Source organism: Bradyrhizobium sp. LjRoot220 (genome assembly GCF_964252915.1).
Taxonomy (GTDB): Bacteria; Pseudomonadota; Alphaproteobacteria; order Rhizobiales; family Xanthobacteraceae; genus Bradyrhizobium.
Genome location: NZ_CAXUPS020000006.1, coordinates 363331 through 376846, shown reverse-complemented (window position 1 = coordinate 376846; position 13516 = coordinate 363331). Strand labels below are relative to the sequence as shown.

Annotated in this window: 10 protein-coding genes and 1 tRNA gene; 3 read left to right on the top strand and 8 right to left on the bottom strand. The window is 57.0% G+C overall.

Annotated features, from left to right (window positions below; genetic code table 11):
• The first annotated feature begins 73 nt into the window (after positions 1-73).
• Complete coding sequence (locus ACSQ84_RS25140) at positions 74-310, top strand: hypothetical protein (protein ID WP_436214399.1); 237 nt, start codon at positions 74-76, stop codon at positions 308-310.
• A 5-nt stretch (positions 311-315) separates the two neighbouring features.
• On the opposite strand, the gene ACSQ84_RS25135 is transcribed toward ACSQ84_RS25140, so the two are convergent.
• The 8 genes from ACSQ84_RS25135 to ACSQ84_RS25100 form a co-directional block, all read right to left on the bottom strand.
• A complete protein-coding gene (locus ACSQ84_RS25135) occupies positions 316-2643 on the bottom strand; it encodes a DUF2235 domain-containing protein (protein ID WP_436214398.1) in 2328 nt (775 codons plus the stop codon).
• Positions 2644-2746: 103 nt separating this feature from the next.
• Complete coding sequence (locus tag ACSQ84_RS25130) at positions 2747-3358, bottom strand: GDYXXLXY domain-containing protein (protein ID WP_436214397.1); 612 nt, start codon at positions 3356-3358, stop codon at positions 2747-2749.
• Positions 3358-4644 (bottom strand): DUF2157 domain-containing protein, encoded by a 1287-nt coding sequence (locus ACSQ84_RS25125; protein WP_436214396.1) that lies wholly within the window; start codon positions 4642-4644, stop codon positions 3358-3360. Before ACSQ84_RS25125 ends, ACSQ84_RS25130 begins: the two co-directional genes overlap by 1 nt.
• A gap of 551 nt (positions 4645-5195) precedes the next feature.
• A complete protein-coding gene (locus tag ACSQ84_RS25120) occupies positions 5196-6665 on the bottom strand; it encodes an N-6 DNA methylase (protein WP_436214395.1) in 1470 nt (489 codons plus the stop codon).
• Positions 6662-7474: a hypothetical protein gene (locus ACSQ84_RS25115; RefSeq protein ID WP_436214394.1), complete on the bottom strand. Its 813-nt coding sequence runs from the start codon at positions 7472-7474 to the stop codon at positions 6662-6664. The genes ACSQ84_RS25120 and ACSQ84_RS25115 overlap by 4 nt, the downstream gene beginning before the upstream one ends.
• Positions 7471-9153: an AAA family ATPase gene (locus ACSQ84_RS25110; RefSeq protein ID WP_436214393.1), complete on the bottom strand. Its 1683-nt coding sequence runs from the start codon at positions 9151-9153 to the stop codon at positions 7471-7473. The genes ACSQ84_RS25115 and ACSQ84_RS25110 overlap by 4 nt, the downstream gene beginning before the upstream one ends.
• Positions 9140-10924, bottom strand: coding sequence for a restriction endonuclease subunit S (locus ACSQ84_RS25105; protein ID WP_436214392.1), 1785 nt, complete (start codon positions 10922-10924; stop codon positions 9140-9142). Before ACSQ84_RS25105 ends, ACSQ84_RS25110 begins: the two co-directional genes overlap by 14 nt.
• A 403-nt stretch (positions 10925-11327) precedes the next feature.
• Positions 11328-11402, bottom strand: a tRNA-Gly gene (locus ACSQ84_RS25100).
• 454 nt (positions 11403-11856) lie between these two features.
• Between ACSQ84_RS25100 and trxA the strand changes: the two genes are divergently transcribed.
• On the top strand, positions 11857-12780 hold the full coding sequence (gene trxA / locus ACSQ84_RS25095) for a thioredoxin (RefSeq protein WP_436214391.1): 924 nt from the start codon (positions 11857-11859) through the stop codon (positions 12778-12780).
• A gap of 30 nt (positions 12781-12810) precedes the next feature.
• Positions 12811-13485, top strand: coding sequence for an LON peptidase substrate-binding domain-containing protein (locus tag ACSQ84_RS25090; protein ID WP_436214390.1), 675 nt, complete (start codon positions 12811-12813; stop codon positions 13483-13485).
• The last annotated feature ends 31 nt before the right edge of the window (positions 13486-13516 follow it).

Sequence of the window (13516 nt, the reverse complement as noted above, 5' to 3'; positions counted from 1 at the left end):
TTTGAGAGGCGAACTTGGACGGGTGAGGTGAAGAGGTAGGTAGGTCAGAGCGTAGAATGCTAGCACATTCATTGTGCGCGAGAAGCGCAGGCTGCGCTACCCTGCCAGACGAAAATCGTTTGCGAAAAAATCTTCTTCGTCCGGCTTTGGTCTGAAAGTCATTGAAGAGCGCGTTGCATCGCAATATTCGTTTGAAGCGACCGCGGCGCTGGACCGAACGATGCGCGTCCCGGTGGGCGGGCTTCCACAGAAGAGGCAGATCGTGCGTGTGTTGGTTCTCGGTGGGACAGGGCTGATCGCGGCGGGCTAAAAGTCCTACCGGGTGCGCTTCACGGTCAGCACGGCGGTGCCGCGGTTGTTGCGGTAGAGCAGATCATAGAGACCGGGAATGCCGATCACGGCGTCATTGACGAAGACGAACAACTCTTCCTTGCCGTCGGGTGCGATCGTCGGCGCGATATTGAACTGGATGATGTCGTCGTAGGGATCGGGCTCGTAGGAACTTTCTTCGCCGCCGACATTGCCGAAACGCAGCACAATGCGGAACCAGTCCTTGCCCAATTCCCGTCGCAGCGGCAGGAACAGCGAAAGATAGACGCGCTCGTACCATTGCGGCCGCTCCTTGGCGGAGAAGCCGCCGACCGGCGTGCCGATGCGAGCGATGCCATTGAACCATTGCTTGTTTTCGCCGGTTTTGGCGCCCGGTTGAATGGTCACATAGTAACGGCCGCGATGCTGCAGCAGGATGCCCGTCGCCTTGCATAGTTCAGACGTCTTGAATTCGACGCGCGCGGTCTGGTTGACCGCGAGCACCGCGGGCTTTGGATCGGCGTCGCGATGCACGCAGGTGTATCCGGCGACGTCGAGACCGTCGTAAGCAAGATGGCTGACAACCGCCAGTCCGAGATAGACGAACGCCACCGCGAACAACGCCGGCGCGATCTTGCGTTTCAAATCGTCGTGGAAGCGCATGTAAAGCGGGCTGTCGCGCAGATCGTAGATCCAGTTGTCCGGAAGGCCCGTTGGCGCTTCCGGCGACTTTCGCCAGATCGAGGCCATCAGGCGCGAGGTGCGGCCCGCGATCCGCCGGGATAGAATCAGCAGACCTGTCACCAGGCCCGTCATCACCAGGAACCAGACCGGCGCGCGCGCATAACCGTCGATCCAGGTCGATGCGGCGCCTGGCAGAAAGCTGCCGATGAAGCGCACGAAGTCGGAGACCCAACGGATCGGACTGGTGAATTCGTCGTAGCGTTGCGCGCTGGAGACCAGCGGGAAGATCAGCAGCCACAGCGTCGCGCCGACGGTGGCGAAATAGGCGATGCGGCGTTTCCAGACCTCGTTCCAGACATGCTCCTGCGCCAGCGCGCGCTGCGCCGCGGCGGCGCTGGTCTCGAACGGTTGTGTGGCGGGCGCGATGCTGAACTTGTCGGGCGCGACGATCTCGCCGTCGTCCTTGACGACGTCGTAATACGGCGGCAGGCCCACCGGAGCGTAGGCATGGGCGTTGTTCGCGATGCGCCGGAAGACGGTTTCGTGAATCTTGGCCCTGACGACATCGACCTCGTCGTCTTCCAGTTTCTTCGGATAGAAGGCCGGCACCAGTTTGCGCGGGCCGTAGCGGTAATAGCCGCCAATGCCCTTGCGCGGATCGTACAGCCGTCCGTCCTTGTCGCGTTTCGAGACCGCGTTCTTGAAGGTGTCGGGATCGGCAATCATCTGGTCAGGGTTGGGCGGCTGGCCCGCGTAATCCGACTTGAATTTGAGCCCGCGGCGCCGCGCTTCGGTGATCATCCAGACGAACGGGATGTAGGCCAGCGCATCGTCGGGATAGCCGCCGCCGACATTGGTGTGCACGCCTGAGAACCAGACCTGGCTGATGCGTTCGTCCTTGATGAAGCGCCTCGCGCCGGGCTCGGCCGGCGCTGCGCCAATATGGATGCCGGCGGTTTCGTCCCAGAGCTGCGGGTGGAAGGTGGTGCGTTCCTCGTCGAGCGCCAGCGCCTGGCAGGCGCGCATGACGCTGTCGGCAAGCCGCTTGTTCGGCAGTTCGATCGGCCAAAGGTATTGATGAATGCCGCGGGTCATTTCATCGACCGGCATGCCGTAGGCGGCCACGGTGTCCCAGACGCCGATGAATCTGATCTTGACGTTCCTGCGAACCTCTTTGGGAGGGTAATGCGGGCCGAACTTGTTGCGGAGCCATTGGTAGGGCGCTTCGAATTTCAGATGGTGATAGCGATCCCGCCGATAGGCGCGGTAGGCCGCGCTCGCCAGGCTATGCAGCTCGGCTTCGTTGTCGGCCTTGACCAGCCCCTGGTTGTCGATCAGCCCCATCACGATCCGGATCGTGAAGGCGCCGCGGCTGAAGCCAAAGCCGAACAGTTCGTCGTCCTCGTCGCGATAGTTGCGGCAGGCGAATTTGTACAGCGCGATGACGTTGCGGCGCAGGCCGAGACCGAACGCGCCGCCGAGAATCGCCATCGGCTTGAACGAGGAGCTGCCGACGCCGTCGTCGTAGATTGCAACCTGGTCGTTGCCGGACAAATCCAGCGCCTCGAAGGTGCGCCAGACATTGGTTCGCCAGACTTTCGCCGAGGAATTGCCGGTGCCGTCGGACAGCAGGATGATTCGTCGGCCCATAGGACTGCCCGCCGCGGCATGAAATGAATGCGCAACCCAAGATGTCAGAGCATGGCATGCTCTCTTCGAATAGAAAAGCCTGCCACGGGCGGCGAGCCGCCCGTCAGTACAGCGGCTCGTCGTGAACCGGCTTGCCGTCGATCAGCAGGCGCTTGATCGCCGACTGTCCGGACGGCGTGACGGCTGCAACCACCTCCAGCCGCGATTTTTCCGTAGTCTCGATGATCTTGCCCTCGCCCTGCGGCACGAAATACTTCTCGAGGCCGTATTTCACGAGCACGGCGCGGAGTCCGGGTGTGCAAACCCTCAGCCCGCTCTCATTGAACGGACAGACCGACGCCGCGGTCACCGTGCCCGCAATAACGATATCAGCTCCCGATATAGCCGGCCGTTCGGCTGAGATGGCGACCGCCCTCGCCTTGCCGGTCTCGTCGGGCCGCAGGGTGACGAATACTTTCTGTGCCTGTCTGAACTCACTCGTCGCATCCTTCGGCAAGTCAATCGACGAGATTCGATAATCGAGCACGACATAATCGCCGCGAAACAGGTCGCGCGGGTCGACGGGCACGATCTCAAGCCGTACCTCCTGGCCGTTTCGCAATATCGCCGCGCGTTGATAGACCATCGCAAGGATCAGTCCGCACAGCAGCAGCGCGGCAAGGATATAGCGCGCAAGCGACGGCACGCGTGCGATCAGAGTGTCGACCGTACCCATCAGACCGCTCCTCCCGGTGACATCTGATCGGCGCGCCGGGTCCAGCCCGCCAACCGGCGGGCGCCCAGGGCAAGGCCCAGCAACACGACACCGGCGGCGAGGAAGAACAGGGATTGGTCGAGCAACGTACCGACCGTGCGCCACAGCAGCACCAGGATCGCAACGCCGAACACCGCGTAGCCGACGATCACAAATGTTCTGATGCCGACCAGAAGGCCGCCTGCGATCAAGGTCACCGCGCTGACGAGCACCGCGACGGGAGCCAGCATGCGGCTGGGAATTGCGGAACCGCCCATTATCATCGGCGGGATCGTCAAGGCAATCGCGCATGCCGCGATGATCATAAGACGTCCCTTGTCCCGGTTCTGCGGCAGCACGGCGAGAGCCGCGAGTGCGGCCAGCGCCGCGACATAGGCAAAGCCGATGTGGGCATCGAAGACATGCGTGAGAACGCGTGACTCGCGCAGAACGAATTCCATTTCAAAGCAGAGCAAGATGCCGAACGCCCAGGCGCCCCATGGCAACAGCGCCCGGAACTCGGCGGGCCAGTCCCGGTCCAGCGCCAGCAGCCCGATTGCCAAGTAGGCCACCGAGAACGCAATGCCGCCATCGACCAGGCGATACGCCGGCGTCGAGATCAGTGTGCCCAGCCAGACGCTGAGCGCCAGGACGGCGGCGTGCGCCACCAGGCGATTTTCGCGTCCCAGCGCCAGTGCACATGCCGGAACGAACAGCAGGAAAAACGGCCAATGAATGTCGCGCCAGTGCTCCTCCTCGAACCTTCCGAACGACCATGCCGCCATCGCCGCAAAGCCAATCACCAGCGGACCGCTCTTGCCGGTCAGCGCGGCCGCGATCACGGCGCCGATCGCAACCAGCATCGCACCCGCCGGCCAGTCGCCCGGCAGATGATACATCTGGCCGACAAGGGCGACGCCCGCGCCAAAACAAAGCGTGCCAAAAGTGGCGGCGGCATCGTCGCCCCATGGTATGGCGCGCCGGCCGAGAACCAGGGCAATCGGGAAACAGGCCGCGATCAGCGCGAGAATGCCGCCCAGCCTGACCAGGCGCGGAATCGCCTGCCAGTTCGCCGCGACAAAGGCGCTGACGCTGGCCGCCAGCATCAGGGCGCCAAGCATCGCGAAAATGGCGGGCAGGCGCGACACCGCCTCCTCGCCAAAGCGTGCTTTGCGGATTGAATGCGCGACGTCGCCCGAGATCACGCCCTCGGTGACCCATTTGACAAGATCCGCCTCAAGGCGCTGCCGGTATCCGCGTTCGAACAAGTGTCAGCCTCGCTTGCAGTAGATGATCCTTGCGGCGCGGCACAAGATGACGCGGCTATGCTTGGTAACCGAGCATGGCATTCAGGTTCGGTATTTAACAGCGCGCCGCGGAATTCGTCCGAGAGGCCAAAAACGACAAAGCCGCCTGGCGGCGGCTTGTCGTTGGATCATTGCTTTGGCGTGCCAGAAAATCTTGGAGCGGGCGAAGGGGCTCGAACCCTCGACCCCGACCTTGGCAAGGTTAAGCTCTTTGGTTCCAGTTAGCAACCATAAGAAAAGCTCAGGCTTTCCCAAGCCTCTGATCCTACTTGAAGATATGTCCTAGGGAGTTCGGACGAGTTCGCGTGGAAAACGTCGGATTACACTCCCCCAGGAGCAGAAAGAAGAGCCTCAACCGTAAACGGTTCACCCAGCAGGGCGTCGAGCGGCTTCGCTACGACAAGACTGCCGCTCCGCCCAGCGGTCGCATGGAAGTCGAGGACGCCTGACCTCGCAAGGACCGATTGTAGTCAGCGCGGTCGAAGCCCAATACCGATCCTCAACATCGTCGTCTAGCGCGATCGTCTTCTCGTTGGCTTTAGATCGACCGACAGCTTTTTGAAGGAGCTTAGCGCGGTTTCGATGTGTTTAATGATTTCAGTGGCTAACTTGTCGGGGGTCTTCAGGGGAGTCACCTCGCTGGATTGCCGTGCCCAAGAGACATCAAGGCTTACAGATTCGCGAGCGATCAAGCTTTCATGACTGAAGAATCGAAAAAGATCGCTTTCCTTCCGCTTAGCGCGGTCCTCCGGAGAATAGCACTTTACAAAATCGCTCAAGTCGATGCGCTTCATAGGATTATTTTTTAGCGTAAATTGCTTTCCGCTGCGTAGATCATAAACCCACAAGCCTTTCGTGCGGTCCGATCCTGCTCTGGGTCTCTTGTCGAAAAAAAGTACGTTGGCCTTAAGGCCATTAGCGTAGAAAATTCCTGTAGGCAGTCTAAGCAGGGTGTGCACTTCTGCCTTCTTTAGGAGCGAACGTCGAATATCCTCTGCAGCCCCTCCTTCGTACAAGACGTTGTCGGGTATCACCACTGCGGCCTTGCCACCCGGCTTCAACATGGAAAAAATGTGCTGAACAAAATTTAATTGCTTGTTCGAAGTCGACGCCCAGAAATCTGACCTCTTATAGGACAACGTATCTCGATTATTATCGCTCGTCTCCTTCACACTCAGCATGCTGCTCTTTTTTCCGAACGGCGGATTCGCAAGGACATAATCGTATTGGACCTTTGAAGGTAGAATCAGCGCGTCCGAGTTAGCGATGCTTGTCTCCCCATCAATATCGCCTATGTCATGAAGATATAGATTCATGAGGCAAAGCCGACGTGTGCTCGGTACGATCTCGTTTCCAAAGAACGTGTCATAACTCAGAAATTTGCGCTGTACTTTCGTCAATTGTTGGCCTGGTCTAGTTAGCCACTCATGAACACCAAGGAAAAACCCTCCAGTTCCGCACGCAGGGTCAGCAACCGTCTGCATTGGCCTCGGTTGAACGCATGCAACGATCGCTTGAATTAAGGGACGCGGTGTAAAGTACTGTCCAGCACCGCTTTTGGTATCTTCAGAATTCTTCTCCAGAAGCCCCTCATAAAGATCCCCCTTGAGATCCGAGTCCAGAGATATCCATTCCTGAGCATCGATCATATCGACCAGTCGCGATAGCTTGGCCGGATCCTGAATTTTATTCTCTGCCCTATAGAAAATTGCACCCAACATTCCCGGCTGCTTGGCTAAACGCTGCAACGTAGAAACATACTGCGATTTCAGGTCTGCGCCTGATTTCGACTTCAAACTTTGCCAATCGTAGCCCTGCGGGATAATTGTCCTCCGGTTGAGCGGAGAATTCGCATACTCGTCCGCCAACTTCAAAAACAGTAAAAAAGTAAGCTGCTCAAGATAATCTCCGTGCCCGACTCCGTCGTCACGCAAGGTATCACAGAATCGCCAGAACTTCTGAACAAGCGTTGTTGATTTCATGCTTCGAGCAAATTCTGTATCCAAGGGTGGTCTGAGTGGCGCTGCCCCTTTAGCAGAAAGATCATTTCCCCGCTAAAGATTGCATCCCGTGAAATAGCCCTCTTTATTTTTTTCCCAATGACTTTGAATTCGATTTCGTAATCAGAATCTAGTTGCGACTGGGCGAATAGCCGCTTGGCCTGATCCACATCTGCCATCAATTGAACCGCCGCACCGTGCCTTCGTTTGCAGGTTGGTTCGTACTGAAGATGGTAAATCTCAATTGAGGCCTCGGCCCTTTGACGTGACAGACCGTTGGCTGCTGTTGCAAACGGCTTGCCGTTTTCCTGCATGCATCCGATCAGTTCCCAATCGTATAACTCGCAAGGGTCTAGTAAAAGTGGGTGCTCTTGGTGCAACGGCCCGGGCGCGTAAAGGCGCCTAGCTTCGTCGACCAAAGGAAATCGGTCAGCCTTTCCGCCAGCTGTGCCTGCCGCGATATCCTTGCGCCTACTATTACAAAAGGTACAAGCATAACGATAGTTAGAGCGATCGTAGGCTAACCAACGATATCCCTGGTGGGGCTGTGCGGCGTCTCTTACTCGGCCCTTAGGACGGAAATGATCGACAGCATTGTCAGAACGATCAACCGGTGTTTCGCAGTACCAGCATTTATCGTTTGATAGAGCAGCCAAGCCATTCTTAAGTTTACGCCAGATAGCAGCGTTCTGATCGACGCTTCCACCCGCCGAAACCGCTGTTGCGGCATCGCTAGCCTCTTGCAGCCAGTTTTCGGGCAAGACTAGCCTGTCGAGATCTATGTATCTCATTCTTTTGAGTCGTCATCTCTGATGATTGAGTTAACCAGTCGCGACGCGAGCTCTTCCTTATCGTCACGAGTCATCGCCGCCGCTTTGCCTATAAGATCTTGCGACATTTCCGTTTGAAAGCGCTGCTGCAATGCCTCGTTGCGGAGCCTTAGATATCTTGAGTATTCGTCATCAGGATAAAAGAAGCGAAATCCAAGCCGATCCAATTCAGCATTGAGCGAGTCTAACCTGACTTGCTCGTCGGCAGTCAAGGCATCCTTACCTGCAAGCGAACGTTGCGCCTCTAGGAGCAGTTGGGTGGGCTTATCTAGCGACGAGGCAATACCAAACATGTCACTGGTCACAATGGCGCCGTATCCCATGCCGCGCGGATCCATTTCTGGATAGCACGCGACAACGGTACGCGCCGTTTCGTTCGCCTCAATCCGAAGTATTTGGACCTGTTCCTTTACCAACTCTGCGACAGCAAGCGGATTATGAGTCGTGAGAACGATATGACTGCTCTCCTGACTCGAAACGCTGCTGCCAACGAACGTCTTTAGGTAGCTAAGGTAGTCCACACACCAGCGTGGGTTAAGATGGGTATCGGGCTCATCTAGCAGAAGCAGACTTTCGTTTTCGGCGGTGAACCTCAAAAGACCCAATACGGTGAGCAACTGCTGTTCACCTTCGCTTAACTCGCGAAACGTGACACTTCCATCGTTCTTCTTAAGACGCACGCGAATTCGCACTTCGTCTATCAACTCGGAGACATAAGTGCTTTCCAAATCGCGGAAGAATTCCGCTGGTGACGACTCGCCAACCAAGCTCCGCAAGGCTTGCAGATCCTTGACATACAGGTATTGAAATTCGAGTTCTTTTTCATTCCACAACGACGTGGGAACGCGTCGCTTCACCCGAATAGGCGCTAGTGATATGTCGAACAGCTTCGCGAGAAAGTCCCGAACAATACCTCGCGCATTCCAAAAGCGCCTATCGCCATCCGCCGCTCTTGAGGTCCATGGCGGCTGACGAATAACAAACAAGACAGATTCAATTCCTTCTTCGGGATCGAGACCAAGATGATGGTCAAGAAACTCCTGAACCGAAGGTGTCTGCTGGATCAAAAATGCCAGGAGGACGAATTGGCTATGAACGGGCATGGCATAGAACAGGCGCTTTAGGCCGGGATCTTCACCATTTCTTAGCTTGCTATCATAGCCTTCTAAATAAGGACGAAACACTTCCTGCATTCGGGTGCTTTCGCCAGAATAATAGCAAAATATGTAGCGGGGCAAGTTTCGATCATCGGCGAGAAATGCGTTCAGCTTGACTCTCTGAGTATCATTAGGTGCATCGCTAATTTTTTGCGGACCTGTGACTTCAGACAAAATATCGATGATGTAGGGGTCTTTAACGCGATCGGGGTTCGCGTCGATTTGGATACACCTTGTGTGAGGGCCGCGGCCAATTCGATAAGAAAGTTGATAAGCAAATTCAGGCGCCCGTTTCCTGCCAATGAGGTCGCGGAAAATGATTGCTAGGGCCTCAAGTACGTTCGATTTTCCCGTACCGTTCCAACCTATTACGACTGTGACCCATTGGTCCTGGTCAAAATCAATAGATACGTTCTTAAGGTTTTTGAATTGCTGGTTCGGGCCGTCTATCGCGCTCCCGATGGTCAGTTTATCCAGCCGCATGACGATCTCTCTTCAACCTCAGACGATCATGAAGTTTTCGACCCGACTTGTCGACTACGGCTTCTACAAGTAGCTGTCCGCTTTTTTCTAGCCCTCGCAGTTCGAGATATAACTTCTCGATTTCATCCGTCTTGACACCGTCTTTGACGCCGCATCGATCAAATACCTCCTGTGCGGAAAGCCAGCTTTTCGCTTCCGTTAGCACGTCAACGATTCTTCCAGACATCGCGGTTTGCCTCGTTTTTGCTGAACTAGATTTTACGCGGCGTGGAGTGGCAATCCTGGTTTTGCGCTCGCTGGCCAATGCATCATATTCGAGGCTTGCTACACCATCTTCCGAGATCTGTTCAGTTAGCTCACCAGAAAAGGCCGAAGCTAAAATAGCTTCTCTCTGATCGAAAGAAAGTTTCAAACTGGCGCAGATGCGCGTGCTCTGCTTCTCAATTTCTTTGAGGGATCGCTCATACAGGATGGCTATCTGCTTCTGCTCCGCGGTGCCGGGCAGAGGAAATTCTACCTCACGGAAACGCGTCGCGCCAAGGTGCGCAATATTTGTAGTTATCTTCGCGATTTTACGGAAGCGACCCGAATGCAAATAGTGAAGAAATACTATATGAGCAAAAGACGATTCTACGCCCTTGCGTGGTCTGAACCGAATGAGCGTGTTGGTGAAGCAAGCCTGAGGCAACTCATCTTTATAAATGGCTGAGCGGCCGACCAGCTCTAAGCTCTGTCCTTCGTTTAGGAGAACGTCTCCACTTGCGAGTCTGTACTGCTCAAACTCCTTCTTCGAGAAATGCATCTTCATAATGTCGGTAATGTCGATGCGTCCCTCGAATACATTTGCTACCCGCAGATATGGAACCATATTTCTTCCGCTGTGGTAACGGGGCGCACGCTGACGCCCTAGCTGGACCTCGCCGACGATATCAACGCGAGTCCACACCCAACCGTCGGGCAACGAACTCAGGTGTTTGCTATTGGGAGTGCCCTGCGCTGCTACGCCCTCAAGCTTTCCTTCGCGCTTCGCGTTTGTTGGGGCCGTCAGTTCGTTGCCCAGGATATGGGCGATCAAATATTCTCCGCTCTGCAAGTTTTTCTTGGAGTTTTCGGCCCTCCAATTCGCACTCAGTGTTCCATCGACGGCCGAGTTGAGCAGCGATATCCGATATTCCCTAAGTTTCTCGTTGGCCGCGCGGAGACTACTGGCTGCGACATCGAGTTCTGAAAATAGCTCCGTAAGTTTTTGAACGATGCGAGCCTGCTCGGCAACTGGAGGCAAAGGAACCGTTTGCGCGAGTATGTCGCTAGATCGAACGGCCGGATAACTGACGCCGCGTTGGAGCGGCAGGATCCCTTGGAGAAATAAATTGCTGCGAACAAGAAAAAATAAATAATCCGATAGAATAATTGTTTCCGGTCGCAATACGCAAAACCCGGTGGACGCGATCGCTGTCGCTTCCGTCACTTGGGCAATTGCCTTCAGGTACGGGCGTACTGTTGAGAAGAGAATGTCACCCTTTTTTACCAGTTGACGCGCTCTCGAAGGTGCTTGAGCCCCTAGAAGAATTTTCGGGGCAACTATACGTCCGCTATCCCCGTCTATTGAGCCAATATCGTAGTATGTAATCTTTCGATCCGGCTCTTCTGAGGGATCATGCTTTGCTATCGCTTGAACAACGCTGCTTAGCTGCACCAATGTCCAATTGGAGGGGATTTCGAACGAGCTCACCAACTGACCCTTTTGCTCAGATTCTAAAACAATCGACATGAGAAGCGTCGGCTGCAATTCGATCTTGAGCGAAAGCTGCCTGCGACAGAAAATGTGCCGGACACAAATGAGTCTCGGATCGAAGCTCGCTCATAAGATAAGGCTTCCATGAGGTGTCGCCGCCCCCTGATTGCGGCAGAATCATCAAGCGGATTGTGCACTACCCTCCGGTCCGACTCCAACGCGATCCGATGAGGAGCTCACATTCTAAATTCGGGTTTTGAGTGCAGCTGATTGGATGCAAGGGGGAGGTCGCTGCAAACGTGGCCTAAGGCGTCGGCTTCACGCGGCCTAAGCGGATAGCGGCCACCCAGATCCCAGCGCTCGACGCTCCCCCAGACGAAATCTGCAAGAGCCGCCGGGCGGCGGCCTCTCACAAGTTATTCATATGCCAAGAGAATCTTGGAGCGGGCGAAGGGGCTCGAACCCTCGACCCCGACCTTGGCAAGGTCGTGCTCTACCACTGAGCTACACCCGCATCCGAGATGTCGGCGATCGCTCGCCGGCAACGGCAGAGCTATGCCAAATGCAGGCGGCGAATGCAACAGTCCCACACGGCCTGAACGACCCGGATAATCCGATTTTCTGAACAAATCGCCGCGAATCGGTCCGAAACAACCCCCAAACCGCACTAATCGGTTCCCTGGCTTCGAAAGCACGGACTTTTGGGTCAAATGGCCTGATATCGCGCGGCGATTTTGACCCGGACGCGCCGATCCGCCTTCCGGTCAATTCGTCGCGCCTGCCGTGACCCCGGGATGGGAGGCAGCCCACCCCCTCGGGTCAAGCCTCGTAGCTGACGGGGCCGATTGAATTTTGTCGCCAGACCGCCATCTAGCGGATGAGAACTTCGTCCCCTTCCGTGCTAGAAGGGCCTCAATCTCAGGACAGTTTTCAAGACCAATTCTCAAGACATCAGGCGAGGATACACCGTGACGATAATTGAGCAGGGCGGCAGCCCGGCGCCGCAGCCCGTACCCGATCTGATCAAGGACACCACCACCCAGACCTTCGTGAAGGACGTCATCGAGGAATCGAAGCGCCAGCCGGTGCTGATCGACTTCTGGGCGGAGTGGTGCGGCCCCTGCCGGCAGCTGACGCCGATCATCGAAAAGGCGGTCCGCGCCGCCAAGGGCAAGGTCAAGCTGGTCAAGATGAACATCGACCAGCATCCGCAGATCCCCGGCCAGATGGGAATCCAGTCGATCCCGGCCGTGATCGCCTTCGTCAACGGCCAGCCCGCCGACGGCTTCATGGGCGCGGTGCCGGAGAGCCAGGTCACCGCCTTCATCGACAAGCTCACCAAGGGCGTGGCCGCACCGGGCGAGCCGAACATCGCCGAGATCCTGCAAGAGGCTGAAGCCGTGCTGGCGGAAGGCGATGCGGCGGCCGCGGCGCAGATCTATGCCGAGGTGCTGTCGATCGATTCCACCAATATCGCAGCCCTGGCGGGTCTTGCGAAATGCTACGTGACATCGGGCGCCATCGAGCAGGCCAAACAGACCATTGCCATGGTGCCGGAATCCAAGCGCAGCGACCCGGCGGTCAAGGCCGTGCAGGTCTCGATCGATCTCGCCGAGCAGGCCCAGGCGGTCGGCCCGGTTACCGAGCTGGAACAGAAAGTCGCCGCCAACCCGCTTGATCATCAGGCCCGGTTCGATCTGGCGACCGCGCTCAACGCACAGGGCAATCGTGCGGAGGCGACCAATCAGTTGCTCGAAATCGTCAAGCGCGATCGCAAGTGGAACGAGGACGGTGCGCGCAAGCAGCTGGTGCAGTTCTTCGAAGCCTGGGGCGGCACCGACGAAGCCACCGTCGACGGACGCAAGCGGTTGTCGGTCATTCTGTTTTCGTAGCAAACCCATGCAATAAAACCGGGACCGCAAATGCCGATCAATGCCGAATACCTCGGACCCGGCGAGCTTCCCGAGATCATCCCGGTGTTTCCGCTGCCGGGCGCGCTGCTGCTGCCGCGCGGCCAGATGCCGCTTAATATTTTCGAGCCGCGTTACCTGGCGATGGTTGACGACGCCTTGCGCGACGGCCACCGCCTGATCGGGATGATCCAGCCGGATATTTCCCACAGCAAGGACGAGGCCCGGCCGGCGCTGTTCAAGGTCGGCTGCGTCGGCCGCATCACCCAGCTCGCCGAATCCGGCGACGGCCGCTACATCCTCGAACTCACCGGCATCGCGCGCTTTCGGGTGGTCGAGGAACTGACGGTGCTGACCGCCTACCGGCAGTGCAAGGTGGATTTCTTCCCCTTCACCGACGACTTCACCGCGCGCAAAGGCGAGGAGGCCGTCGACCGCGAGGCGCTATTGGAGGTGCTGACCGATTTCCTCAACGCCAATAATCTGAAGGTCGATTGGGAAGGCATCGAAAGCGCGCCCAACGAGGCGCTGGTCAACGCGCTGGCGATGATGTCGCCCTATGGCCCCGCTGAAAAGCAGGCGATGCTGGAAGCGCCGGACCTGAAAACGCGCGCGGAAATCCTGATCGCGGTGACCGAGATGGACCTCGCCAAGAAGCGCACCAGCGGCGATACGGGATTGCAGTAGCGACTGCCGCTTGATGCAAGGCGCACGACTA